21 protein-coding genes and 4 tRNA genes are annotated in these 25,329 nt (G+C 61.7%); 6 read left to right on the forward strand and 19 right to left on the reverse strand.

Annotation, left to right across the window (positions count from 1 at the left end):
- Positions 1–267 precede the first annotated feature (267 nt).
- On the forward strand, positions 268–1,446 hold the full coding sequence (locus ACYVL5_RS16015; protein ID WP_460596580.1) for an aldo/keto reductase: 1,179 nt from the start codon (positions 268–270) through the stop codon (positions 1,444–1,446).
- 4 nt (positions 1,447–1,450) lie between these two features.
- Here ACYVL5_RS16015 and ACYVL5_RS16020 read toward each other — a convergent pair whose 3' ends face one another.
- Together ACYVL5_RS16020 and ACYVL5_RS16025 are read right to left on the reverse strand one after the other, a co-directional pair.
- The gene (locus ACYVL5_RS16020; RefSeq protein ID WP_460596581.1) at positions 1,451–1,852 is read right to left on the reverse strand and encodes a type II toxin-antitoxin system HicB family antitoxin; all 402 of its coding nucleotides are present in this window, start codon (positions 1,850–1,852) and stop codon (positions 1,451–1,453) included.
- Positions 1,853–1,854: 2 nt separating this feature from the next.
- On the reverse strand, positions 1,855–2,043 hold the full coding sequence (locus ACYVL5_RS16025) for a type II toxin-antitoxin system HicA family toxin (protein ID WP_460596582.1): 189 nt from the start codon (positions 2,041–2,043) through the stop codon (positions 1,855–1,857).
- 91 nt (positions 2,044–2,134) lie between these two features.
- On the opposite strand from ACYVL5_RS16025, the gene ACYVL5_RS16030 reads away from it, so the two are divergent.
- The gene (locus tag ACYVL5_RS16030) at positions 2,135–3,049 is read left to right on the forward strand and encodes a DUF6599 family protein (protein WP_460596583.1); all 915 of its coding nucleotides are present in this window, start codon (positions 2,135–2,137) and stop codon (positions 3,047–3,049) included.
- Positions 3,050–3,149: 100 nt separating this feature from the next.
- Here the strand turns inward: ACYVL5_RS16030 and ACYVL5_RS16035 are convergent, their stop codons facing one another.
- Positions 3,150–4,460 carry an NCS2 family permease gene (locus tag ACYVL5_RS16035; RefSeq protein ID WP_460596584.1) on the reverse strand — a complete coding sequence of 437 codons (1,311 nt, stop codon included), beginning with the start codon at positions 4,458–4,460 and terminating at the stop codon, positions 3,150–3,152.
- 137 nt (positions 4,461–4,597) lie between these two features.
- On the opposite strand from ACYVL5_RS16035, the gene ACYVL5_RS16040 reads away from it, so the two are divergent.
- On the forward strand, positions 4,598–6,283 hold the full coding sequence (locus tag ACYVL5_RS16040; RefSeq protein ID WP_460596585.1) for a radical SAM family protein: 1,686 nt from the start codon (positions 4,598–4,600) through the stop codon (positions 6,281–6,283).
- A gap of 162 nt (positions 6,284–6,445) precedes the next feature.
- Here ACYVL5_RS16040 and ACYVL5_RS16045 read toward each other — a convergent pair whose 3' ends face one another.
- Entirely contained in the window at positions 6,446–7,036 is a 591-nt protein-coding gene (locus ACYVL5_RS16045; RefSeq protein ID WP_460596586.1) for an outer membrane beta-barrel protein, read from the reverse strand.
- A gap of 150 nt (positions 7,037–7,186) precedes the next feature.
- The gene (gene elbB / locus ACYVL5_RS16050) at positions 7,187–7,846 is read right to left on the reverse strand and encodes an isoprenoid biosynthesis glyoxalase ElbB (RefSeq protein ID WP_460596587.1); all 660 of its coding nucleotides are present in this window, start codon (positions 7,844–7,846) and stop codon (positions 7,187–7,189) included.
- A 253-nt stretch (positions 7,847–8,099) separates the two neighbouring features.
- On the opposite strand from elbB, the gene ACYVL5_RS16055 reads away from it, so the two are divergent.
- The gene (locus tag ACYVL5_RS16055) at positions 8,100–8,297 is read left to right on the forward strand and encodes a 4Fe-4S binding protein (protein ID WP_460596644.1); all 198 of its coding nucleotides are present in this window, start codon (positions 8,100–8,102) and stop codon (positions 8,295–8,297) included.
- Between the two features lie 6 nt (positions 8,298–8,303).
- Here ACYVL5_RS16055 and ACYVL5_RS16060 read toward each other — a convergent pair whose 3' ends face one another.
- Positions 8,304–9,716: a sigma-54-dependent transcriptional regulator gene (locus tag ACYVL5_RS16060; RefSeq protein ID WP_460596588.1), complete on the reverse strand. Its 1,413-nt coding sequence runs from the start codon at positions 9,714–9,716 to the stop codon at positions 8,304–8,306.
- A 300-nt stretch (positions 9,717–10,016) separates the two neighbouring features.
- Complete coding sequence (locus ACYVL5_RS16065; protein WP_460596589.1) at positions 10,017–11,246, reverse strand: MFS transporter; 1,230 nt, start codon at positions 11,244–11,246, stop codon at positions 10,017–10,019.
- A 148-nt stretch (positions 11,247–11,394) separates the two neighbouring features.
- On the opposite strand from ACYVL5_RS16065, the gene ACYVL5_RS16070 reads away from it, so the two are divergent.
- Complete coding sequence (locus ACYVL5_RS16070; RefSeq protein WP_460596590.1) at positions 11,395–11,550, forward strand: hypothetical protein; 156 nt, start codon at positions 11,395–11,397, stop codon at positions 11,548–11,550.
- Between the two features lie 273 nt (positions 11,551–11,823).
- On the opposite strand, the gene ACYVL5_RS16075 is transcribed toward ACYVL5_RS16070, so the two are convergent.
- From ACYVL5_RS16075 to ACYVL5_RS16125, 11 genes are all read right to left on the reverse strand, one after another.
- Positions 11,824–11,898 (reverse strand) — tRNA-Glu (locus tag ACYVL5_RS16075).
- Positions 11,899–11,943: 45 nt separating this feature from the next.
- A tRNA-Lys gene (locus ACYVL5_RS16080) sits at positions 11,944–12,019 on the reverse strand.
- A gap of 54 nt (positions 12,020–12,073) precedes the next feature.
- A tRNA-Glu gene (locus tag ACYVL5_RS16085) sits at positions 12,074–12,151 on the reverse strand.
- Between the two features lie 2 nt (positions 12,152–12,153).
- Positions 12,154–12,229: transfer RNA gene (locus ACYVL5_RS16090), tRNA-Lys, on the reverse strand.
- A 220-nt stretch (positions 12,230–12,449) separates the two neighbouring features.
- Positions 12,450–13,745, reverse strand: coding sequence for an adenylosuccinate synthetase (locus tag ACYVL5_RS16095; RefSeq protein ID WP_460596591.1), 1,296 nt, complete (start codon positions 13,743–13,745; stop codon positions 12,450–12,452).
- Positions 13,738–15,054, reverse strand: coding sequence for an ATP phosphoribosyltransferase regulatory subunit (locus ACYVL5_RS16100; protein WP_460596592.1), 1,317 nt, complete (start codon positions 15,052–15,054; stop codon positions 13,738–13,740). The genes ACYVL5_RS16095 and ACYVL5_RS16100 overlap by 8 nt, the downstream gene beginning before the upstream one ends.
- 98 nt (positions 15,055–15,152) lie before the next feature.
- The gene (locus tag ACYVL5_RS16105) at positions 15,153–16,589 is read right to left on the reverse strand and encodes a hypothetical protein (protein ID WP_460596593.1); all 1,437 of its coding nucleotides are present in this window, start codon (positions 16,587–16,589) and stop codon (positions 15,153–15,155) included.
- Positions 16,590–16,735: 146 nt separating this feature from the next.
- Positions 16,736–17,014: a coiled-coil domain-containing protein gene (locus tag ACYVL5_RS16110; protein ID WP_460596594.1), complete on the reverse strand. Its 279-nt coding sequence runs from the start codon at positions 17,012–17,014 to the stop codon at positions 16,736–16,738.
- Positions 17,015–17,367: 353 nt separating this feature from the next.
- Positions 17,368–18,900 (reverse strand): alginate export family protein, encoded by a 1,533-nt coding sequence (locus tag ACYVL5_RS16115; protein ID WP_460596595.1) that lies wholly within the window; start codon positions 18,898–18,900, stop codon positions 17,368–17,370.
- A gap of 349 nt (positions 18,901–19,249) precedes the next feature.
- A complete protein-coding gene (gene mce, locus ACYVL5_RS16120; protein ID WP_460596596.1) occupies positions 19,250–19,651 on the reverse strand; it encodes a methylmalonyl-CoA epimerase in 402 nt (133 codons plus the stop codon).
- 347 nt (positions 19,652–19,998) lie between these two features.
- Positions 19,999–21,651 (reverse strand): acyl-CoA mutase large subunit family protein, encoded by a 1,653-nt coding sequence (locus tag ACYVL5_RS16125; protein WP_460596597.1) that lies wholly within the window; start codon positions 21,649–21,651, stop codon positions 19,999–20,001.
- 414 nt (positions 21,652–22,065) lie between these two features.
- Between ACYVL5_RS16125 and ACYVL5_RS16130 the strand changes: the two genes are divergently transcribed.
- On the forward strand, positions 22,066–22,281 hold the full coding sequence (locus ACYVL5_RS16130; RefSeq protein WP_460596598.1) for a hypothetical protein: 216 nt from the start codon (positions 22,066–22,068) through the stop codon (positions 22,279–22,281).
- Between the two features lie 103 nt (positions 22,282–22,384).
- Here ACYVL5_RS16130 and ACYVL5_RS16135 read toward each other — a convergent pair whose 3' ends face one another.
- Positions 22,385–25,276, reverse strand: a complete 2,892-nt coding sequence (locus ACYVL5_RS16135) for an ATP-binding protein (protein WP_460596645.1) — start codon at positions 25,274–25,276, stop codon at positions 22,385–22,387.
- Between the last annotated feature and the right edge of the window lie 53 nt (positions 25,277–25,329).

Here is a 25,329-nt window from a genome sequence, read left to right on the forward strand (position 1 = left end):
TGACTGGAACTGGAAACGATTCTTCACGGCAGCCTCCTCGGATGGAATGTGCCGTGATTATATGAACCACCTACGACGTAATATGTCGCGCTTGTCTTCCAGCGGAAGATTGGCGCTAATCAGGTAGAAAAATGGCTTTGCCTGCTGGAATTCGTGCTATAAGGTCGTAGCATTGATCAGGATCGGCCGGACAGGCGCGCTGTTGGAGCAGGTAATCATCCAATGTGAGACGGCTTTCGCCGTGTGAGCATGACAGGAGGCATTATCATGGCTGACAGAAGTGGCAGGGGGATCGGCAGGAGGACCTTCATCACGGCGGGGATGGTGGGGACCACGTCGGCGCTTTTGGGCGGCAAGGCCCTGGCCGAGGTGGTGCAGCAGTACGCGGGGACCGCTCCCGCCGAGTTTCCGGCCCCCGTTTACCGCACCCTGGGACGGACCGGCCTCAAGGTTACCGTGGTCAGTTTCGGCGCCATGCTGACGCCCGAGCCGGAGGTGATCCGGGTGGCCCTGGAGCATGGCGTCAACTACGTGGACACCGCCCGCAAGTACATGGGGGGGAACAACGAGGCCATCGTGGCCAAGGCCATCAAGGGGCGGCGGGACAAGATCTTCCTCGCGACGAAGACGCTCCCCGACTCCCGCTCCAAGGTGGGGATCATCCAGGACGTGGAGGCGAGCCTCCGGGCGCTTAAGACCGACTACCTCGACGTCATCCAGTTGCACAACCTGACCAACAAGCAGCGGATCTTCATCCCGGAAACGCGGGAGGCGCTCCAGGAGCTGAAGAGGCAGGGGAAGGTGAGGTTTTGCGGGGTGACCACCCACACCGGCCAGGCGGAGGTGCTGAACGCGCTGGTGGACGACCGGGAGCGATTCTTCGACACCTGCCTGGTCTCCTATAATTTCAAAACGCCTCCCGAGGTGGGGCAGGCTATCTCCCGGGCCGCCAAGGCGGGAATCGGCATCATCGCCATGAAGACCCAGGCCGGGGGCTACCGGACCACCTCCCTCGGGAAGATCACCGCGCACCAGGCGGCGCTCAAGTGGGTGCTGCAAAACCCCGACGTCTCGGTGGCGATCCCCGGGATGAAGGACCTCGCCCAGCTGAGGGAGAACATCGCGGTGATGGGGATGAAATTCACCTACGCGGATAGGCGGCGGCTGGAACGCTACGCCGAGGCGGTGGAGGGCTTTTACTGCACCATGTGCGGCTCCTGTGAGGCGGGATGCCCGGCAGGCGTGGAGATCGGCAACGTCAACCGCGCACTCATGTACGCGGAAGGGGGCTATGGCGATCACGAGCTGGCGCGGGCGACCTACCGGGAGATCCGCCCCGGCGCCGATGCCGCCGCCTGCCTCGAGTGCGGCAGCTGCCAGGCGGCTTGCGTCAACGGGCTCGACATCGCGGCCAAGATGGAGCGGGCGAGGGGGCTTTTGGGGTGAGCTCTCATGCAGAAGGTTTGCGATGAATAAATTGGTCTGCGGCCTGCGCGAGTAGCCCGGAACGGGTCATATGGTTCTGCTCCGCATACTCGTCGATTTCGTACAGTAATTTTTCCGATAACGTGATATTTACCCGCCTTGCCTTGACCTTTAGCTTGGCCAGGTCGATGTCCACTAAAAGCCAGACTCCCCCCTGATAATCGGGATTTGCCGCCAGTTTCTCCAAGGGGGTTGGCGCAGGAACGGGCATATCTTCACCTTCGAAATATACTTCCGCGGCCTCCTGGATCATCCGTGGCAGGTCAACCCATTCATCGGCTGCCGAAAAGCAACCGGGGAAATCCGGAATGGTGACACCGTGTGCGTGTTCCTCATCGCCGAGGTGGATATACGCGGGATACAACATGACTACCTCCAATCCCAACCGGCTTGACGGTAAATGGTTAGCAACGTTCCGGTCGCTATTTCCTTTCTTGGGTGTGGGACAACGACATGACCGGCTTTCGACGGGTGTTTGTACTTTTGGTGGTCTCCCTTGCCACCCACGCAGTACCACCCCTCGCTTTCCAGGCGTCTTATAATTTCTTTGCTGGTCATGAATATTTTATACACACCGATACACACTGTGTCAACGAGCGCAGTGGGGCGGCTGGGGAAACGCGCGGGTAATTGCCGCAAATGGAGAGGTATGAAATTCGATAGTGGTATGATCGGGCGCTTGATGGCCGTCGTCGTGGCGGGACACTTCCATGCATCTGTCGCACTGGCGGCGGATGACCCGGTGCGGCTTCTGCCGAAGCCTGCCTGCGGAGCGGGGTGGAAGCTGGACGGAAAGCCCGCGGTCTACGGCCGTGAGACGCTCTCTGACCGCATCGACGGCGAGGCGGAGATCTTCTTCCCCTACGGCTTCGAGTTCCTTTCCTATGGGCGCTACGTCCACAAGGAGCAGGGCTTCGATGTCGACATCTACCGGATGGGCTCCCCGCTCGACGCCTTCGGGATGTTCTCCGGGTACCGCCCGGAAGGGTCCGAGACAATCAAGACCGGCAGCGAGGGAGCGGTGACCGAAAGCCAGCTCTTCTTCTACCAGGACCGCTATTTTGTCCGCCTCCAGTCGACCGGCACCCCCGATACCGGGAAGGGGCCCTTGGAGGGCTGTGCCAACGAGGTCTCCCGCCTGCTTCCGCCGTCCAAGGGGGCTCCCAAGGAAACCGGGCTTTTCGATCTTCCCGAGGTGGTGAAGGGGAGCGTTCAGTACAAGGCGACCAGCCTCCTTGGCTACGACTTTTTCCCGAGGGGGTTGGTGGCGGACGTCATGGTCGGGGGAGAGCCGGCCCGGGCCTACATCGTGCTCACCGATTCGGTGACCGATGCGGTTGCCGCCTTCAGGAACTATCGGAGCTACCTGCAAAACAGCGGCAGCATGATCCTCTACGGGGAGGATCGCTTCGGCGCGACCCTGACCGGGCTCGATCCCCTCTACGGCAACATGCTGGCCGAGCAGCGGGGACCGTACGTCTTCGGCCTGGTCAGGCTGAACAAGACCGCCGCCGGGTTCCCGCTGATGGGGAAAATCCGTGCGAGGCTCGCCGCCGCCAGGTGAGGTACCAATTGCGGAGTTGAATACAAAGGGGACTGGCTCCACAGGTGCCAGTCCCCTTCCTTTTCCTTCTTCAGTCCGTCCCCTTCCCGATCCGGCAGCCCTAACTCTTCACTCCGAACAGGAAATAGGAAAGCGACAGGAGAGCCAGCACCCAGACGCCGCTCTTCACCTCCCGGATCCGGCCGGTCGCCGCCTTCATCAGCGGATAGCTTATGAAGCCGGCGGTCATTCCCACCCCGATGTTGTAGGTGAAGACCATCAGCACGATGGTCAAGAAGGCCGGGATCAGCTCGGTGAGGTCGTTGAAATCGATCCTGGTGAGCGGCTCCAGCATGAACGAGCCGATGACGATCAGGGCGATCCCGTAGGCGTGCGGCGGCACCAGGGTGAAGAGCGGGGCGAGGAAAAGCGCCAGCAGGAAGAGGAGGGCGGTCACCAGCGAGGCGAATCCGGTGTGGCCTCCTTCCTCGATGCCGGCCGCCGATTCGATGTAGGCGCCGGTGGTCGTGGTTCCTAAAAGCGGAGCAACCATGGTCGCCAGGGCGTCGGCCATCATCGGTTTCTCGATCTCGGGGAGGTTGCCGTCCTCGTCCAAGAGGTCGGCGCGCATGGAGAGCCCGAGGAGGGTTCCCACGGTGTCGAGGAAGGCCATGATGAAGATGGTCAGTACGATGGGGAAGAAGGCCGGCTGAAGGGCCCCGTGGAGATCGAGCTTCAAGAGGATCGGGGAGAGGTCGGGGGGGAGGCTCACGTACGCTTTGGGGAGGGGAGTGACCTTGAGGGCGATGGAGCCGATGGTGGTCGCCACGATCCCGATCATCATGGCGCCGGGGATGCGCCGGGACATCAGGATCACCGTGAAGAGGAGCCCCGCCACCGCCAGGAGCACCGAAGGCTGGGCGAGGCTTCCGAGCTTGACGGGAGCGCCGGGGATGCCGAGGGTGACGATCCCGGTCTCGTTGAGGCCGATAAAGGTGAGGAAGAGGCCGATGCCGGTGGCGAAGGCGCACTTAAGCGAGAGGGGAATGGACTCCGCAAGCCAGCTCCGCACCTTGAAGAGGGTGAGCAGGGTGAAGATGACCCCGGCGAAGAAGACCGCCGCCAGCGCGGTCTGCCACGAGTACCCCATGACCTTGACCACCACGAAGGCGATGAAGGCGTTCTCGCTCATGTAGGGGGCGATGGCGAACGGCCGGTTCGCGAAGAGCGCCATGATGACGGTGCCGAACACGGAGGCGAGGATGGTGGCCGTGGTGGAGGGGCCGCGGGGGATGCCGCCGTTTTCGAGGATGGCCGGGTTGACGATGATGATGTAGGCCATGGTGAGGAAGGTGGTCAGGCCGGCCACCGTCTCACGGCGGAAGGTGGTCCCGTGATGGTCGAACTTGAAGAAGGCTGCGATGCTGTTCATGGTATCTTCCTTTCCCGCGTATCTACTCTGCCAACTTCTGCAAACTAGCAAACCGTGCCGGCGATTTCAACTCATTACGCCTTTTCCCTCCCCTTGCACCCTTGCCCCTCTCCCCCAAAAGATGGTACTCTCACCCGATGTCGCGCAAGAGCATAGAAAAAAGACGCACCATCCTGGCCGGCGAGAGCGGCGGGGGGCTTGGCAATCGCGGGGGGAGGCTCTCCTGCTGCCTGGTCTATCCCAACCGCTACCACGCGGGCATGAGCAACCTCGGCTTCCAGGCAGTCTACGCCATGATGAACGACTGCCCCGAGGTCGTCTGCGATCGCGCGTTTCTCCCGGACCACGACGAGCTCGAAGAGCTGCTCCGCACCGGCGGAACCCTCCTCTCCCTCGAATCCCAGCGTCCGCTCTCCTCGTTCGACGTCCTGGCCTTCTCGGTCTCCTTCGAAAGCGATTATCTCGCCATCCCCACCATCTTCAGGCTTTCCGGCATCTCTCCCATGGCTGAGGAGCGTTCCCCGCGGCAGCCGCTCATCATGGGCGGCGGGGCAGCCCTCTTCCTCAATCCCGAGCCGGTGGCTCCCTTTCTCGACCTGGTATGCGTCGGGGAGGCGGAACCGATGCTTCCCGCTCTGCTCGACTTGATGAAAGAAGGGGCAACGTCGCGTCACGACCTGCTGCGGCAGGCAGCCGGGATTCCCGGCGTGTACGTCCCCTCCCTCTATCATCCCGTCTACGAGGGGAGCGCCCTGGTCTCGATGAACCCGGATTCGGATGCCCCGGCGGGGGTCCTGCGGGTCTGGGAGGCGCACCTTGACGACCGCCCCACCGTCACCGAGATCCACACCGAGGGCACCGAGTTCTCCGGCATGCACCTGGTCGAGCTCTCCCGCGGCTGCCCGCGAGGCTGCCGCTTCTGTGCCGCCGGGTTCATCTACCTTCCCTACCGCACCCGCTCCAAGGAGTCGGTCCGGGCGGAGGTCATGAAAGGCGTGGAGGAGGGGAGAAAGGTCGGCCTCGTCGCTGCCGCCGTCTCCGATTACCAGGGGATCGGGGATCTCGCGGTCGAGATCGTGGAGGCGGGAGGGAGATTCTCGGTCTCGTCTTTCCGCATCGACCACCTCGACCACCGGATGATCGAGGCGCTCAAGGCAAGCGGCCAAAAGAGCGTCGCCCTGGCCCCGGAAGGTGGCTCGCAGCGGCTTCGCGACCTGATCAGGAAGGGGATTAACGAGGAGCAGATCCTGGCCGCCTGCGATCTCTTGATCGGCCACGACATCCTGAACCTGAAGCTCTACTTCATCATCGGCCTCCCCACCGAGACGGTGGAGGACCTGGATGAACTGGTGGCGCTGGTCGGCAGGATCCGGGAGCGGGTGGTCGCCGCCGCCAAGGCCAACAAGCGGCTCGGCGAGATCCAGCTCTCCGTCAACCCCTTCATCCCCAAGCCGTTCACGCCGTTCCAGTGGTGCGGGATGGAGGAGATCAGGTCGGTGGAGAAGAAGTGGATGTATCTGCAGAAGGCGCTCGGGCGGCTCTCCAACGTGAAGCTCCAGATCGAGAGTCCGCGCGAGGCGTATCTGCAGGCGCTTCTTTCCCGTGGGGACCGCAGGCTGGCACCGCTGCTGGTGGCGGCCGACCGGCTGGGGGGCTGGAAGGCGGCGGCCCGGGAGGTGGGGATCGACACCGACCGCGTGGTCTACCGCGATATCCCCCTGGACGAGCCGCTGCCGTGGGGCTTCATCGAGGGGGGAGACGTCGGGAGGCTGGAGAGGGAGTACCGCCGCGCCTTCGGCCTTACGCAGGAAGAAATCGAGTAGATGCCCCCGCCTTAGTCGGTCCTGCCGCCCCCCCCTTGACAAAGGGGGGACAGGGGGGATTTGGCCTTGCAGGCATCCCGCCTTAAGCCATGCGGCGAACCAAAAACACAAACGCCCCCTCTCCGTCCGGAAAGGGGGCGTTTTGCGTCGATTTGGGTGCAGCTAGTTGAAGAAGAACCTGGCTCCCACCGTGAAGGAGAAGTTGGAGGGATCGAACTCGCCGATCTTGCCCCCCCCGAAGTCCCTCACGTCGGCCGAGAATGCCTCCACCCCTTTGATCTCGGCGTTGAGCGCCACCTGTCTCATGAGCATGTAGTCGACACCGACCGCAAGGTGGGCGCCGACCACCGTGTCGACTACCTTGTCGCTGAGATCGTTGATCAGGACGTCGAGCCCGGCGCCGCCGTAGGGTACGAAGCGCTGCCTTTCCGGGAGACGGTACTGTCCCCCCATGGAGAGGTTGGTGATCCCCGCCGTGCCGAGACCCGAGGTATGGAATACGGAGCGGGTGATGTCGATTTCGATGGCGATGTTGTCGTCGACCCCGAAGAGGAGGCCGCCGCCACCGATGATGCCGGGGTCGGTCGATACCAGCAGGGTGCCGTCCCGGTCGGCCATCTGGCTGTTGGACGGATTGATTAACCCGAACCTGGCGTTGAGCGCCACTCTCCCTCTCAGTTCCTCGGCGGCCGCGTTTCCGGCGACCAAGGCGGTGAGTAACACGCAGGCTGCCAGTACGATCAGTTTTTTCATCTTTGTTGTTCCCTCCGTTGAATCATTAAAAATGTCTTAATGTGATCCCCCTCTCCTGGAGGGAGGGGGCTAGGGGGGGGCGGTGCAACGGAGTACCGAAAACGGCCTCCCTCCCACCCTGTACCTCCCCCTCAAGGGGGGCGGACACCTTTAGGCCCTGATGAGGTCGATGGTGGCCTTGACCGCCTTCTCGATCCCTTCGGCTGCCTCGGCGATGTGGCTTGCCAGCATGTAGGCGGGGGTGGTGACGATGAGATGCTCCTTGTCGACCACGAACTCGCTCACCGGGCAGTTGACGTGCTTGCTGCCGGTGCCGTTGATGGCCTGGGCAGTCCCTGCGTCGGTCCCGATGGTGACCTGGGGAGCGAGGTCCTTCCCGAGCGCCAGCGCGACCACCGCGGGGGCGATGCAGATCGCGCAGATCGGCTTGCGGGCCTGGGACATCTCGCGGAGCAGGCGGAGCACGTCCGGTTGCACGCTTCCCGCGGGTCCCTGCATCGCGAAGCTGCAGAGATTCTTGGCGGCGCCGAAGCCGCCCGGGAGGATCAGGGCGTCGAGGTCGGCGGCCTTGGCGTTCTTGACGTCGCTTATCTCGCCCCGGGCGATCCGGGCCGATTCGACCAGCACGTTGCGCTTCGCACCGGTCTCTTTCATGGTCACATGGTTGATCTCGTCCAGCTCAATGTCCGGGGCGAAACAGACAGCCTTGGCGCCGCTTCTGTCAATGGCGAGCAGGGTCAACACCGCTTCGTGAATCTCGCTTCCGTCACGTACTCCACAGCCCGAAAGTACTACGCCTATCTTTTTCATGTAAGCCCCCTCCGGTCTCATTGATGTGCTTCTAAGGATTGCGTATTTTATTCGGGATAGGTTAATCGTGCAAGGGGTTTATCTCGCTCTCCCCGTGCCTGCGTCATAAACGGCTTTTCCAACCTCACCTTGACAGTTCTTTTATATTCTCATACATTATACCTTCCCTGGATCTGCCTTGGTGTCGTGGTGTTGTGTCTGAGCAGAAAGTGAGGAATAGATGGGATATCAGGAAGTAAGGGCGTCCGCCGGCATGTCGGTGCCGGTCATCGATAGTCATCGCTGTTCGGGGTGTGGGCGTTGTGTGTCGGCCTGTCCCGAGCGCCGGTATTCTCTCGAGGCCGACGGTTATCGCAAACATGCCGCCCGCCGCGAAGGGGACTGCAGGACGTGCGGCAAATGTTTCGGCCAGTGCCCGGTGGGAGCGCTTTATCCGGGTGAAAAGCGGTGAACACCGCTAATGGTGTGGCGGGTAGGCCAGGTTTTTCTTCTTCAGTTTCTCGATCAGGGTAGTCCGCTTCAGGTTAAGCAGGATCGCCGCCTCCTTCTTGTTACCCCCCGTTTTCTGCAGCGCCTGCAGGATCAGCCTGTTCTCGAACTCTTCCACTACCGCCTGCAGCGAGATGCCGGTGGCCGGCAGCACCATCTGCGGTGACCCCGCCGGGCCCCCCGCTCCTTCCCGTGGGATCGCCCTTCCTCCCCGGTACTTTTCCGGCAGATCTTCGTAGGTGATGAGGGGCGCGCTGCAGACGATCACCAGGCGCTCGACGAGGTTTTCCAACTCCCGCACGTTTCCCGGCCAAGGGTAATGGGTCAGGATCTCCATCACCTGCTCGTCGAAGCCTTCCACCTTGCAATGGCTCCCCTTGCTGAACTTGTGCAGGAAACTGTTCAGCAGGAGCTTGATGTCGCTTCCCCGCTCGCGCAGCGGGGGGAGGTGGATCGGTATCACCGAAAGGCGGTAGTAGAGATCCTCACGGAACGTCTTCTCGGCCACCATCTGCTCCAGGTTCTGGTTGGTGGCCGCGATGATCCGCACGTCCACCTTCTTCGGCCTTGTTCCCCCCACCGGTTCCACTTCCCTGCTCTGGAGAACGCGCAGCAGCTTGACCTGCAGGTTGGGCTTCATGTCCCCGATCTCGTCGAGGAAGAGCGTCCCCTTGTTGGCCAATTCGAACCTTCCCAACCGGGTCACCACCGCACCGGTGAAGGATCCCTTTACGTGGCCGAAAAGCTCGCTCTCCAGCAGGTCGTCCGGGATGGCAGCGCAGTTCACCGCCACGAAATTGCCGTCCGCACGGGAGGAAAGGTCGTGGATGGCATGGGCCACCAGTTCCTTCCCGGTACCCGATTCGCCATGGATCATGATGGTGGAGTCGGTTCCCGCCACCTTTTCCACCATCTCGAAAAGTTCCAGCATGTTCTCGCTCTCGCCGATGATGTCCTTCATGCGCTCGCGGTTTTTCACCTTCGGCTTATGTCGTAGCGAGCGGGCTTGAAGCTCCTGGTGTTCCAAGCCCTGGCGGATGGCGGTCTCCAGGCACTCGAGATTGAATGGCTTCTCCATGACGAGAAAGGCCCCGGCCTTCAGCGTCTCCTCGGTGGTCTCCCGATTGACGAAGGGGCTGTAGGCGATGATCACGACCTCCGGGCGCTGTGCCTTCACGCTCTTGATGAAGTCGATCCCGCTGGTATGTTGCATGCGGGTGTCGGCGAACACCATGTCGACCGCGTTCTCCTCTACCTGCTGAAGGGCGTCTTCCGCGTCCGCCGCCTGGATCACCTGGCACCCCTTGAAGACCAGGAAGGCCGCCAGGAAATCGAGCGTCTTCTTGTCCTCGTCCAGTAAGAGAATAGTATGGCCTTCCATCGGTCGATGTGGCTCCGTTGGATCAGGTAAAAATCCACTAATTTTGGATATTTGTGGCATTCCCGTGCTGAGGTTACTATACCGTCGCCAGTGCAATCGTGTCAACGTTATGACACGGTGACATGGCCGGCACCTGTCCCGCCCGCATGGACTGGGATGACTGGGGTCGGGTTACGCCTGGCTGCGCGGGGGGCTCGAGGGGCGGGAGAGGCGGGAGAGGCGGGCGAACGGGTGAACGGGTGAACGGGTGAACGGGTGAACGGGCAATTTCCTTTTATCCCTGGAGTCGTTGCGCTCCCATTACTGTAGCCGGTCCACCTCCACCAATTTCGGAAATAGCCTCATCCACAAAACCACCACCACGATCGTCCCTACCCCTCCGATGATGACCGCCGGCACTGTTCCGAACAGTGCGGCGGTTGCCCCCGACTCGAACTCGCCGAGCTGGTTGGAGGTGCCGATGAAGAGCATGTTCACCGCGCTGACCCTTCCCCGCATCTCGTCCGGCGTCGAGATCTGCACCAGAGAGCTCCTGATGACCACGCTGATGACATCGGCCGCCCCGAGCACGATGAGGGCGCAGACGGAAAGAGTGAAAGAGGTCGAGACGGCGAAGACGATGGTGCCGACCCCGAAGACCGCCACGCTGGCGAACATGATGCGTCCCACGTGGTGACGCAGCGGCGTCCGTGCCAGGAAGGCGGACATTCCCAGCGCGCCAAGCGCCGGCGCCGCCCGCAGGAACCCAAGCCCCCATGGCCCGGTGTGCAGGATGTCCCGCGCGTAGACCGGCAGGAGCGCGGTGGCCCCCCCGAGCAGCACCGCGAAAAGGTCGAGGGATATGGCCCCCAGTATTTCCGGACGGCTCTTGATGAAGGAGATCCCGGCAAAGATCGAGCTGACGCTGATTGGCTCCTTCCGGGCGGGTGCCCGCTCCACGTGAATCGAAGAGACCATGAAGCTGGCAGTCAGAAAGAGGAGGGAACCGGCTGCATACACGGTGGTGGGGCCGACAGCGTAGAGGATCCCCCCGAGCGCGGGGCCGACTATGCTGGCGGTCTGGTTGGCGGAGGCGGACCAGGCTGCGGCCCGCGGGATCCACTCCTGGGGGACCAGGGTGGGGAGTAACGCCTGCATGGTGGGGGACTCGAAGGCGCGCGCCGCCCCGATGACGAAGACGATCCCCAGGATGGCCTCCTTGGTGAGCCATCCTCCATAGCTCCCGACCGCCATGGTCGCCAGCGCACCCCCCTCGATCAGTTGGCAGAGAGCGGCGATTTTACGGCGGTCATAGCGGTCGGCGGTGTGGCCGACCACCAGGGTCAGGAGGAACATCGGGAGAAACTGGGCGAGGCCGACCAGCCCGAGATACCAGGCACTGCCGGTCAGTGCGTAAATCTGCCATCCCACCGCGACTCCCTGCATCTGGAAGGAGAGGGTGGAGGCGAGCCTCCCCAGCCAGAACTGCCGGAAGGGGTGGTGGCGTAGCATCGGGGTATGGGGGTCGAGGATATCGGTGGTCTCGGTCATGGCTCGGGTGGTCAAGCGGGCAAGGGGTGATTGGCGCTACTATGTCTGCTGTCGTCGAGCTTGTAAACTACTTTGTGTGGCGTTGACATGAGATAGCTTTAACCTGATACTTTATCCAGTCAACCATCTGGCAGGAAAGGGGAACGGCATGCTCTACTTCATCAAGAACCACGTCATTCACCAGTACCCGGTTGCCAACGGCTGCAGTGCCCGCTATGACGAAGAGCAGTTGAGGGACACCATCCCTCATAACGTGAAGGAATGCCCGTACTGCCTGAGAACCTGGCCCGACCGCAGGTACTGACAGAACTTCTACTCCCCCGTCCTTACCCAAGCCCACCCTTTGAAGGGGAGGGAGCGTCATGCTGACCTAAAGATGGTAATTGAGAAAGCCGTGGCGCTGCCTACCCCTCCCCCTGATGGGAGGGCGGGCGAACATGGTGATGCCTAAATGGCGGCGCCGCGTCCCCTCCACTTCAGGGGAGGGACAGGGTGAGGATGGGGGAACAGCCGCTGGGGTGTGAAAACGGAAAAGGCCGCTTCCCGGGGGAGGCGGCCTTTTCTTGTGCTGCAAGGATGGTGATCCCAAGGGGACTTGAACCCCTGTTACCGACGTGAAAGGCCGGTGTCCTAACCACTAGACGATGGGACCTAAAAGAAACCCCTGTCCCTTTCGGGGCAGGGGGGTGGTAGAGAATGGTGAGCCGCGTTGGGATCGAACCAACGACCACCTGATTAAAAGTCAGGTGCTCTACCAACTGAGCTAGCGGCTCATACTGCAACTGCTGGTGAAAAAGCCCTGAATTGCTTCAGGGCGTTTTTTCGATTGGCGTCCCCAGCCGGATTTGAACCGGCGTCGCCGCCGTGAAAGGGCGGTGTCCTGGGCCGGGCTAGACGATGGGGACAATGGTGAGCCGCGTTGGGATCGAACCAACGACCACCTGATTAAAAGTCAGGTGCTCTACCAACTGAGCTAGCGGCTCATTCTGCTGCTCGGCGAAACAAGAACAACCTTATAACAAATGAGGTTCTCTGCGTCAACCGATTTTTTCATGAATTGCAAAAAAACTCACAACTAATTTCAAAGCAACGCGAACGCAGGTCAAATCTGAGCGGGGTCCCGCGGAGTAAACGAATTGGGAGAACCCTAAAGCCTAATCCGCGTGAATCCGTCCCATCCGCGTTCTAGTGCCGTTGGTTTTTCTATTTCTCGAACGGATTCCTCAGCACGATGGTCTCGTCCCTGCGCGGGCCGACCGAAACCAGCACCACCGGGGCCCCGGAAAGCTCCTCGATGCGGGAGACGTAGCGGCGGGCGTTCTCCGGAAGCTCGTCGAGGCTCTTCGCGCCGGTGATGTCGCCGCTCCAGCCGGGGAGCTCCTCGTAGATCGGGGTGCACTGCTCGATCACCTCGAGGCTCGCCGGGATCTCGTCCAGCACGGTACCGTTGTAGTTGTAGCCGGTGCAGACCTTGATGGTCTCGAGGCCGGAGAGGACGTCGAGCTTGGTGAGGGCGATGCCGGAAAGACCGTTGACCCGGACGGCATAGCGGGCGACCAGGGCGTCCCACCAGCCGCAGCGGCGCGGACGGCCGGTGGTGGAGCCGAACTCGCGGCCGGCCTGGCGGAGGGCCTCGCCGGTGTCGTCGAGCAGCTCGGTCGGGAACGGTCCGCTCCCCACGCGGGTGGCGTAGGCCTTGGAGATGCCGATGACCTCGTGGATCTCGCGCGGGCTGACGCCGCTGCCGGTGCAGGCGCCGCCTGCGCAGGTGGAGGAGGAGGTCACGTACGGGTAGGTGCCGTGGTCGACGTCGAGCAGGGTCCCCTGGGCACCTTCAAAGAGCAGGCTCTTGCCGGCCTTGATGTCCTGGTGAAGGATCAGCGCGGTGTCGGCCGCGTACTTCCTGAGGGTCTCGGCGTACGGCATGTACTCGTTGTAGATCTCCTCGAAGGTGAACGGCTTCTCCCCCAAAAGCTGGGTGAGGATCAGGTTCTTCTCGTCGAGGATCTCCTTGACCTTGCGGGTGAAGGCCTTTTCGTCCAGCAAGTCCATCAGGCGGATGCCGCGACGGCCGATCTTGTCCTCGTAGGCGGGGCCGATGCCGCGGCCGGTGGTCCCGATCTTCTTGGAGCCGCTCTTCGCTTCGCGGGCGATGTCGATCCGCTTGTGGTACGGCATGATGATATGGAGCCCCTCGGAGAGGAGCAGCGCCTTGTCGTCTTTCAGGTAGCCGTTTTTCTTCAGCCTGGTGATCTCCATGATGAAGACCTCGGGATCGAGCACCACGCCGTTACCGATCACGCACCTGGTCCCTTCGTGGAGGATGCCGGACGGAATGAGGTGCAGGATGACCTTCTCGTCCCCCACCACCAGCGTGTGGCCGGCATTGTTGCCGCCCTGGTAACGCACCACGTCGTCCGCGAACTCCGTGTAGATGTCTACCACTTTCCCTTTGCCTTCGTCACCCCACTGGGCGCCGATTACAACGACGTTAGCCATGGTTTTCCCCTTGCCGATCGAATTTCGTTTCTAATTCTTTATCGAACAACTCATCTCTGGATACCACCATCCCGCTTCGGTCAGCGGTACGTACCAGATAGTATTGGTTTTCCTTGCAGTTGTCGGCGCCGATCACCAGAAGCATCCGGATCCCCATCTTCTTCGCGTAGAGAAGGGACGCGTCGAAGTCGCGCTTGATGATGTCCCGCGCGCAGGTGAAGCCGCTCGCCCGCAGCTGCTGGGCGAGTTCCAGCGCCTCGCGGCGGTCGTCCTTCTGGTTGAAGATGAGGAGGTCGCGGCTGTGGCTGCCGGCGTCCCGCTGGGAGAGGCTCGCCAAAAGCGCCATGATGTTGAAGGCGAAGCCGGTGGCGGGAGCGGGGAAGCCGTACTTGGCGGTCAGCCCGTCGTAGCGGCCGCCGTTGCAGACCGCCTCGCCGACGCCGGGGACGAATCCCTCGAAGGTGATGCCGGTATGGTAGTCGAGGCCGCGCAACTCACCGAGGTCCAGGGTAAGGTGCTCGGAAACCCCGTGAATTTCGAGGATCTCCAGTGTCTGGGCCAGGTTCTCGAGGGCCTGCTTGGAACGGTCGTTGTCGGCGATGGCCGCCGCCTGGTCGAGCACCTCGCGGCCGCCGTAGAGGCGGGGGAGCAGGGCGATCTGTTCCTTGACCCGGTCGGATACCCGCGCTCCCTCGAGGAGGGTGCGGACCGCGGAGACCTCCTTCTTCTCGATCGCCTCCTGCAGCGGGCGCCGCACGGCATCGGAGATCTCGGCGGCGTCCATGATGCCGCGGTAGAAGGCCACCTGCCCGAGGTCGATCTTGAAGCCGCTGAACCCCAGGTCCTTGAAGACCTCGACCGCCATGGCGATCATCTCGGCATCCGCCTCCGGCGAGTCGAGCCCGATCAACTCCACCCCCGACTGGAAGATCTCACGGCTTCTACCGGACTGCATCGCCTGCTGGCGCAGCACCCGGCCGTTGTAATAGATACGGTGCGGCAGCGGCAGGGCGTGCATCCGGGTGGCCACGATACGGGCAACCTGCGGGGTTATGTCGGGGGGGATGGCGAGCAGCCGCCCACTCTGGCGGTCGTCGAAACGGAAGGTCTTGCCGCGCAACTCCTCGCCCATGCCGAGGGCCAGCACCTCCTCGAATTCGAGCAAAGGGGTGATGATGCGCCTGAAGCCCCAGAGGTCGAAAACGCGGTGAATGCGGCTCGCAATGTAGCTGATCTTGTCGGCAGTCTCGGGGAGGAAATCGCTCACCCCTTTGGGGAGGGGCGCTTCAATGCATGAGGGGTTCGTCACGGTCGATCCTGGATAACGTTGCTTGGCCCGGGCTCCGGGCGAAAAAAGAAAAAACTAACAGCATAGCAGGGGGAAGTCAACGATAAATTCCCCCCGCCCTACTGGGCCGGAATTACCTGCACGGTGCTGGCACCGTCGGTGAAGATTCCCTTCCCCTGCACGACTTCCAGCAGGACCAGTTCGTTTTGGGCCGGGTCGAAGTAGTAGTCGGCCAGGTAGGAGCGGCTCGATTTGGAACGCCAGCGCTCCTCCATGGTCACCCCCGTCCAGACGAAGGAGCCGACCGAATAGCTCGTGTAGCTCCGCATGTTCCCCATCATGATGAAGCCGCTGTTTTGCGGGACCAGCACGCGCCCGTCGGGGGCCACCGTTATCCGCTGCTCGAGGAAGCGGTTGCGGGTAGTCGAGCCGGTGACCCGGACGTTGTTGCCTGTCTCCCGGGAGAAGTAGGTCTCGCTGCCACCCTGGCGGTCGGGACTGCTCCAGAGCTCCTCGCCCTTTTGCGAGTAGACCACCATGCTCCCGCTTTCCTTGATGACGATGGTTACCGGGGTGCCGGAGGGATCCCGCACCATGTTGAAGTTGAAGATGTTGGCGCCGGCCGGGAGCTTGACCGGATTCCTGAGCTGGTAGCCGGAAGGGGTCTCGGCCAGCTCGAAGACGTCGCCGTAGAAATCCTCCTCCCTCCCCATCTGCTGGGCGTAGATGCGGGGCGAGGCGCCGAAGAGGGCGATGGAGCGGAAGAGGTACGGGAGGTCCTTGGCCACCAGCTTGAGGCCGTTCCGGTCGGCCCGGTAGATCCGGGAGACCGGGGCGTCACTGTCCATCACGGTAAGGTAGGCGAAAAGGGTGCCGTCGGCCAGGCGGGTGTCGAGGGCGATGACCTTCTCGTTGATCCCGACCTGGTCCTCGCCGAGGAGGGTGAGCTCCTTGGTCTGGCGGTAGAGCCGGATGCCGCGCTCGGAGGCGATGAAGTATTCACGCCCACCTTCGACCGGCTTGCCGGGCGCCAGCGCGCAGAGTTCGCCGGGGAGCCTCTGGTTTCTCCAGCTCCTCTGGGCGCTGCCCGCCGGCGGAACAGGGAGGGGGGGGGCGGCCTCGGCGCGGAGAGGGGGGCTCGCCTGGGGCGAAGCGGGCGCCGCAGCGACGTGGCGCAAAGATTCCGCTACCGCGGCGTGCAGTTTCGGGCAGATCTTGTTGAGGGCCGGTATCAAACCCTCCTCTTCCTGGAACTGCTCGAAAGCGGTGGCGAGCACGCGTCCGGAGGGGAGCTTGGCCAGGGCGTCCAGGCTGTAGCTCTTCCCGAGCTTTGTGTAGCTCCCGGAGAACACGACATCGGCCTCGGCCGCGCTTCCCACGATGACGAGGTCGTCTCCGGCGATGCGGGAGGTGAAGAGGGTGGTGACCGGCGGAGGCGAAGCGCCGGGGGCGCTGATCGAAAAGTCGCCGACGAAAGCGCGGATCTGGGCGGCCGAAGCCGCGAGGGGGACGAAGAGGATGCAGGCGAAGAGGACAGCGAGGGTCGTTTTTCTCATGGCGGCTCCTGTTGGTGCGTCGGACCGCTGGATTATCGCAGAGGAACCCCGCTTAGTCAAAGGATTATCTGGTTGACTCGACACGAAAAAAGGCGACCTCTACGGTCGCCTTATCCTTCCGGTGATTGATCGGCCCTGCGCCAATCTCAACTGCCACCCTTCTCGGTCATGTCATCCAGCAGGTCCTGGGTCTCTTTCAGTTTGTCCTGGAGTTTCTTCAGTTCCGCCGGCGTGTAGACTCTGGTCCCCTTTTTGATCTCCCGGTCGAGCTTGTGAATTCTCTTGTAGATGTCGTCGACCTGGGTGGTGCAGTTCTTGGACGCCAGCAGGCATTCGTTTTTCTCCTCTGGCGACATTTGCGAGAAGGCCGGTGTCGACGAAATCAGGAAAACAGCTGCTGCAAGCATCAGTGTGATCTTTTTCATGCGGGCTCTCCTTTAATGTAAATGGTGGCCTTGCCTGAAAATTAAAGCACGCAAATGGTCATTGTCAACTTCTCTTTTCCTCACCATCATGCACTGTGACTGGGGGACAAGTCAATGCGCCCACCTCGGAGGAGTCTGTGCCGGTCCGGCCATAGAGTGAGCGGGCGGTGGTGACAGATGAAGGATGGCAGTCGCCCCGGGCAAGTTGCTTGTCAGGGTCTCTCTGTGACAAAGGGGGATGTTTGAGGGGCGCGATACTTTGGCGTACTGAAAGAAAAAAAAGGCGAACCAGTTGGTTCGCCTTTTGGCGCAGCGGGTGGTTGGGCCGGAGGGTCCCCTCCGGCGCAGCCGGATTAGAACACGTAGCTCACGACGAAGCGTACGGAGTAGGGGTTGGCGGGGTCGTCGCCGGCGGTGGAGACGCTGGTCCCTTTGTAGTAGTCGCCCAGGATCACGTAGGCAGCCTGAACGGAAGCGGTCAGGTTGTCGTAGAGTTTGTAGCCACCCTCGACGTTGATCTCGGTGCCGAGGAAGTTGCTGGAGTTGAACTGGCCGGTCTTCAGGTTCTTCGGCTTGATGGCGTCGGCGTCACCCTTGTCGTTGTTGTTGTGGGTGCGGTCTTCGGCGGTGAAGCCGATACCGACGTTGGCGGAAGCGTAGACTTTCGGGGTGATGGTGGCGTCGTAGCCGGCGAAGGCGCCGATGATGCCCTGATCCCTGTTGCCGGTGGTGTACATGATGGAACGGTCAGAGGAACCGCCCTGAGCGGCCGCGTTCCTGTTGAGGAGCATCATGCCGGACTCGTTGTAGGTGTTGAGGGCCCCGGCCTTGGTTGCGGAGGGGAGGCCGTTGACCGACTGCTGGAGGCTCTGCCAGGACTTGTTCTTGTTGGCATCGGTGCCGTCGTCGCCGGAGGTGTAGAGGAAGGCGAGGCGTGCGCTGCCCGGGCCGACTTTCACCTTGGCAGCGGCGTTGGCGGCGAAGCCGCTCAGGTCGGTGTTGCTGGTGTTGCCGTTCATGGTGGAGTTTACGCCGGCATCGTTGTAGATCTTGCCGAACTGGCCGGCCACGAAGCCGCTCAGGGCGACCGGGCCCACTTTGCCGTCGGCGAAGGCAGCGACGGTGTTGTCGAACATCTGGTTGGCGTAGTCGCGGTAGTCGTAGATGCCGTAGTAGCCGAGGCCGACCGAGAGGTCTTTGCTGATGGCGTACTTGCCTTCCACGATGGCGAGGTCGAGGTTGTTGACACCCATCTTGAGGCCGAGACCGGCGGTGCCGCCGCCGTTCACGTCACCGGCGTTCCCTTCGTAACCACGGAAGTAACCGAGGTTCACGGTGGCGTCGGCAACCTTGGTGGAGGTGATGATACCGGCTGCGTCGCAGTCGAAGAGGACACCTTTGATGGAGTCCTTGATCGGCTGGGCGCCGACTTTCACGTTGGTGGTGGTGTTGGGGACGTTGAAGTCGAGGTAGACCCACTTGGTCTCCAGGTTGACGGCGTCGGTGTCGAGCGCGCCGCCGGAGTTCCTGAAGGCGGTGGTGATGTTGCCAGTGGTGCCGACGCCGGTGGTGCCGGCCAGGGTACCCTGGGATTTGTCACCGAAGACGGAGTCGAGCTCGAAGCCGGTGACCAGTTTCAGGTTGTCGTTAGCCTTGGCGGTGTAGAAGAGGCGGGCGCGCTGCTCGAAGTAGTTGACGGCCGACCGGCTGGTGGTAGCCGCGGCGGTCTCGGCGTAGTAACCGGAGCCGCTGTTGTCGAAGTTCGAGATGAAGTACTTCATCTTGTACATGCCGTGGAACTCGTTCTCCAGCGCCATTGCCGGTACTGCAGTTGCGGTGACCACCCCTGCTGCTGCGATTGCAAGCATAGTTTTCTTGAAGCTCATCATTTCCTCCTGTTTGTTTGTTTCACTGTGAGTGAAATTGCATTTACGGCTCAACTGCTCGGTTACTGCTGCTCGCTGAAAATCCTCCTTTAAGCAAAAAGGCTCTCGAATCCCGCGCCGCTATTGCGGCCTCAGGAAGTGAGAGCCTTAGAACAGGTATGCAGAGGGCTACTTCCAGTCTTCATGCGACTCCCGTTGAAGTGCTGCGCCAAAATCTCGGCAGGTCATTTCGGAAAAAGCAAACCGTGTTATATAAAAAGTGGTGTCACTATATAATTATCCAAACAAAAGTCAACACAAAAATCAGGCTTTCATGAAATTGTAACTCTTGCTGGCCGGCGATCCTCCTTCAGTGGCTCTGGCAGAGCTCGGTGAGTACGCCGCCGCTGCTCTTCGGGTGGACGAAGGCGATCTTGGCGCCGTGGGCGCCTATCCGCGGAACCGCGTCGATCATCCTGGCACCGCTTTCGGTGAGGGAAGCGATGGCGGCCTCGATGTCCTCGACCCCGTAGGCGACGTGGTGGATCCCCGGTCCGTTCTTCTCCAGGAATTTGGCAACCGGGCTCTCCGGCGAGGTGGGCTCCAGTAGCTCGATGTTTGATTCGCCCACGGTAAGGAAGGCGACCTTGACCATCTGGGATGGGACTTCTTCGGTCCCGGTCAGTTCCATTCCCAAGACGTCGCGATAGAACGGGAGCGTCTCCTCGATTGAGCGGACCGCGACCCCGAGGTGGCTGATTTTGCTAAGCATAAGAACTTCCTAATAAAATGGGTATACCAGCTGTCGCGGTAAAGATACCCTAAAACCCCAATAAGTGCAAGCTTTTGAAAAATTTTTTACCCAATTGTAAGGGTGAAAATTGCAGAATGCTGCCAGACGGGCGCTGTAATTGCTTGAAGTACCGTGACAATGGCAAATATATGATAAATCACATGATAATAGCTGTGACATTGCGGTAACAAGCTGAGACAGTGACCCTTGGGCGGGAAAGGAGAGGGGGGAGAGATGGAACCTTAGGCGAGGTGAATGGAAGGATAACGGGTCCGGTGCGGGCGGCGTGCTTTTGCCCGCACCGGACCTCCTTGTTCTAGTGGAAACTACAGGACTACGGTCTCGCGATGGGTGCCGAACACCTTTCTAAAGACGTTGGCGATCTCGCCCAAGGTTGCGTAGCTCTTCACCGCCTCGAGGATGTACGGCATCAGGTTGGAACTCCCCTGGGCCGCCTCCTCGAGTGCCCGCAGGGTACTCTCCACCTTGGCCGCGTCGCGCCCGGCCTTCATCCGGGCCAGGTTGGCCTTCTGGGTCACCTCCACCTCGTCGGAGATCTTCAGCAGGTCTTCGGGCGGCTGCTCCTCGATGGTGAACTTGTTGACCCCGACGATGATGGTCTCGTTCTTCTCGATCGAGCGCTGGTAGGCGTAGGCGGAGTCCTGGATCTCCTTCTGCTGGAAGCCGCGGGAGATCGCCTCCACGGCACCGCCCAGGGCGTCGATCCGGTCGATGTAGGCCTGGGCCTGCTCCTCGATCTGGTCGGTGAGCGACTCGACCAGGAAGGAACCGGCCAAGGGGTCGCAGGAGTCGGCCACTCCCGACTCGTAGGCGATGACCTGCTGGGTCCTGAGGGCGATGCGGACCGAGTCCTCGGTGGGGAGCGCCAGCGCCTCGTCGCGGGAGTTGGTGTGCAGCGACTGGGTCCCGCCTAAAACGGCGGCCAGGGCCTGCAGGGTCACCCGCATGATGTTGTTGTCGGGCTGCTGGGCGGTCAGCGTGCAGCCGGCGGTCTGGGTGTGGAAGCGGAGCATCTGGGAGCGCGGGTCCTTGGCCTGGAAGCGGTCGCGCATGATCTTGGCCCACATGCGGCGGGCGGCGCGGAACTTGGCCACCTCTTCGAGGAGGTTGTTGTGGGAGTTGAAGAAGAAGGCCAGGCGCGGAGCGAACTCATCGACGTCGAGACCGGCCTTGATGGCGGCCTCCACGTAGGCGATGCCGTCGGCCAGGGTGAAGGCGACTTCCTGTACCGCCGAGGAGCCGGCCTCGCGGATGTGGTAGCCGGAGATGGAGATGGTGTTCCACTTGGGGACGTTGTCCTTGCAGTAGGCGAAGATGTCGGTGATGATCCTCATCGACTCCTTGGGCGGGAAGATGTAGGTGCCGCGGGCCATGTACTCCTTGAGGATGTCGTTCTGGATGGTGCCGGAGATCTGGGCCGGTGAGACCCCCTGCTTCTCGGCGACCGCGATGTACATGGCGAGCAGGATGGAAGCGGTGGAGTTGATGGTCATCGAGGTGGAGACCTTGTCGAGCGGGATCCCGTTGAAGAGGACCTCCATGTCGGCCAGCGAGTCGATGGCCACCCCGACCTTGCCGACTTCGCCGCGGCTCATGGAGGCGTCGGAGTCGTACCCCATCTGGGTCGGGAGGTCGAAGGCGATGGAGAGACCGGTCTGGCCGGCGGCCAGGAGGTACTTGTAGCGTTCGTTGGACTCGGCCGCGTTGCCAAAGCCGGCGTACTGGCGCATGGTCCAGAACCTTCCGCGGTACATGGTCGGCTGTACGCCGCGGGTGTACGGGTACTGCCCGGGAAAGCCCAGCTGCTCTTCGTACCCCGGGTAGTCAAAGCCGGGGAGGTAGCAACGGTCGAGTTCGACGTCGGAACTGGTTTTGAAGGAGCCTTTGCGCTCGGGTGCCTTGGCGAGGCTTTTGTCTACGACCTGCTGCCATGCCTGTTTCTTTTCGGAAATGCTCATGGTGCTCTCCTGACCTCAAGTGAAGTGGCGACTGTGTCGTTTGGTGAGTTGAAAAACCTTATTAGACCTTTCGAATGTCCCCGGCAAGCAAATTTTTTTACGGTGCCGTTGACGTGAAAAGGGCGGCCGGGACGCCGGCCTGTTCTATTTTTCAAAATGGTGGTCTATTTCCTTTGGTGATTTAAAATCAGTAAGTTACCGGCGACGACCTCCCGGCCGGCGGCGGCGATTGTTTTATTTTTGTTTATAGATTTAAAATGACGATTTGTCCAGCAAAACGCCGAAAGGCTCTAACATGTTGTTTTAAGAGGTTTTTGGCGAATTTTTTAGCTTGAAAAATCTTGCGGCTCTCCCTATAGTTTTAAAAAAATTGATACGCGTTCTAGTCTCGGAAGGCTAAAAAGGAGAAACAGCATGCAATGCCCGGTCTGCAAAAACCATGAAAACGAAACCACCGACCTCCGTTCCGGTCACTTCATCGAAGGGCTGGTCGAGTGCCACATCTGCGGCACCGTCTGGTCGGTCAATCACGGTCAGATGGCCATCGTCAAGGATCCCATGGCCGATTCCTTCATGGAGGCTTTGTCCGCATCGGTGGAAGGGGACAACTACTGCTTTGCTGCGGCCTGACGAGGCGCGCTAAAAAAAGACCCCAGCTGGCCGGGGTCGGTTACCAGAGGGCTCCGGATGATGACATCCGGAGCCCTTTTTGCGTTTGATCCCCTTACGGCATCTAGAGGACGGCCTTCAGGTACTCGGCGGTGATGGAGCGGCGCTCTTTCTCCACTGCGGTGGCATCCACCTCGACGAACTTCTCGTCCGGGGAGACCTTGAAGAGCGGCTGCCCCTTGGAGACGATGGTGCCGTCGGTGCCGGTCATCAGGATCTTCTCGATGGTGCCGGAGAAGGGAGCGTACACCTTGTTGAACATCTTCATCACCTCGATGATGTACAGAGGCTGCCCCTTGTCGAAGTGCATCCCTTCGTGGACGAAGGGGGGCATCCCCGGAGCTTCCTGGCCGTAGTACATGCCGCCGCAGACGGCGACGATCTCGTCGGCCTTGGTGGCCGGCGGCGGAACCAGGACCTTTTTCATGCGGGCCTGCAGCTCCGGATCGTGGAGGTACTCGGGGATGGTGATCTCGAGGTCTTCCTCGACCTTGAGGTCCCAGAAGCGGGTCTGCTGGCCGATCATGAAGAGCATGCCGAGCATCTCGAGGCCGGCCTCGTAGCCGAAGTGCGCGCTTCTGATCTGCTGCCAGGTCTCGGCGTCGAAGCCCCCCTGCGGTTCCTCCTTCTGAAGGATGCCGTGCAGGGTGTGGTACTCGTCGCGGGCCAGGCCGAACTTCTCGCGGATGGTGCGGGAGAAGCGCAGGGCCTGCTGGAGGAGCTCATTGTCGTGCCCCCAGATGATCTCGGCGGCCGGCTTGTGCGGGCGGTGGTTCATGTGGAGGTACTCGTAGGTCTCGTTGAGGACCCCCACCGGGTTACGGAGCCAGACCACCTTGCCGTTGTCGATCCGGAAGTTCTTGGTGTTCATGGAAAGCCACCCGGAGAGGAGGTGCGGGTCACCCAAAAGCCTCTCGATCGGGCGGGTGATCAGCGTCCCTTTGCGGTCGAGCAGGGTGGAGATGTTCTTCGCCTCCTTGGCCCCGGTCTCCGGATCGTTCGCGTACAGCTCGGAGATCAGCTTCTGGTAGTGCTTCTTCATCTGCAGGAAGGCGTAGACCGGGTCGATCTTGTTGGCGACTTCCTTCAGGGTCCCGACCAGGGTGAGGTAGGGGACCACGAAGCGGGTGGTCGGCTTGGCCATCACGTTACGCCCCAGGAACCAGTTGACCAGGCCGTAGTGGAATTCCAGGTTGGTGGCCAAGTCGCTCCCCCTGAGGGTGGTGGCGCGCAGCACTTCCGACATCTTGTCGTAGCTGTCGAGGCGGTCGTTACCCTTGGTAAGCAAAAGGGCGATGTTGGAGTCGTAGGCGCCGGCCACCTTGTATTTCATGAACAGGTTGGTGTCCGGGTTGACCATGCTGATCCCCTGGTCGTCGCGGATCTCGCCGTCGATCGGCTTGGACCAGTAGCGGATCATGCCCCCTGCGTGCGGGGAGAGGGAGGCGTCGGTGGCGTTCAGGCGCGCCTCGACGGCGGCGTTGAAGCGGACGAAGCGCTGCGGCTTGGGGACCCGCTTCTTGTGGCGGGCCATAAGGGCCATCGCCTCGACCAGGCTCTCCACCACGAAGAAGTCGTTCTCGTCTTCGGGGTTCGCGAACTTAAGTGCGTAGCAGAGCTCGGTGACCCGGTGCTCCACCTGGATCCTAGTGTTCACTTCCATGAAGTAGTGGCGGTCGCGGTCGACGATGCACTCGAAGGTGGAGGCGGAGTCGAGGCCGACGGCCTTGCCGAAACGCTCGGACTCTTCTTCCATCCTCTTCAGGACCCCGAGATCGCTCTCGAGGGCCTTCACTTCGGCGCTGCGGCCGGCGGTCTTGGCGGCCTCGATGGCGGCCAAAAGCCCTTCCTGGGTGACGGAAACCTCGAGGAGCTTCTGCTCATGCATCTGCAGCGAGCAGTCGCGGCCGCCAAGGGCGATGCACCAGTCGCCGTTACCAAGCAGCTGGATCTCGTTGTGGCGGGTCTGCTCGATGTTGAGCTCGACCAGGACGTTCTTGTTGTCCCCCACGCCGTTGGCCTTGACCTCGTTCAAGATCTCGCGCACGAGGGCCGGGGCCTCGGCGGCCTCCTTGGCGATCAGCTCGTCGGTCGGGTTCTTCTCGTTCAGGAGGGTGGCGCCCAGAAGACGCTGCCCTTTACCGCCGCCGCCGCCAATCGCCTTCAAGCGGACCCGGCTCTGCGGGAACTTCTTCAGCATCCCGGTCACTTCCTCCTGCACCTGGGCGCAGAGTTCCTCGATGGAGAAGAGGTCGATCCCCTTGGCGTAGGAGGCGTAGAGGATCAGGTCGGCCAGGTCCTCCAGCGAGTCGGCCTTCTTGATCGCCTCCTGGTCGCACTCGAGACCGTGGGACTTGACGAGAGCCAAAAGCTTGTCGCGGCCGGGGTGCTTCTTGACGAGGGTCTTGGCGGTGACGTTGTCGATACCCGGGGTGACCGAGACGTTGACCGACAGTGCGGTCCTCTTCGCCTCGTCCTTCTTGCCTGCGCCGGTCTGGGTGGCGGCGCAGGGGCCGATGAACTTGAGCCCCGCCTGCTCGATGGCGCCGACGAACTCGTCGTCCTCGGCCATGAAGCCGTAGCCGGCGAAGATGGAGTCGTAGCCGTTATCGAGCGCGATCTGGATGATCTGGTGGATACGCTCGACGCGCTCCTCTTTGGAGGCGCCGGTGTAGTCGGGCACCCGGTGTACGCGGGTGGAGTCGGTGAGTTTCCTGAGCTCGGGGGCCAGGGCGTTGGCGTAAACGATGGAGTCCTTTTCGGAGAGGAGGATGCCGTAGTGGGTGATTCCCATCTCCTGGTAGACGTCCATGGCCTCCATACGGATCGGGCCGCGGCAGACGATCAGCGGTTTCAGGTCCTCGCAGGAGAACGAACGGACCCAGGGGGAGGTGGACTTGGAAAGCCGCCGGTCGCGGTGGACCAGCGGGTTGTGGGCGTAGTTATCGTATGACATCGGCTTCCTCTCGACGTTTAATAGACGCAGCGGGCGCTCCTGGTGGCCGAAGC

This window comes from Geomonas sp. Red276, assembly GCF_054784495.1.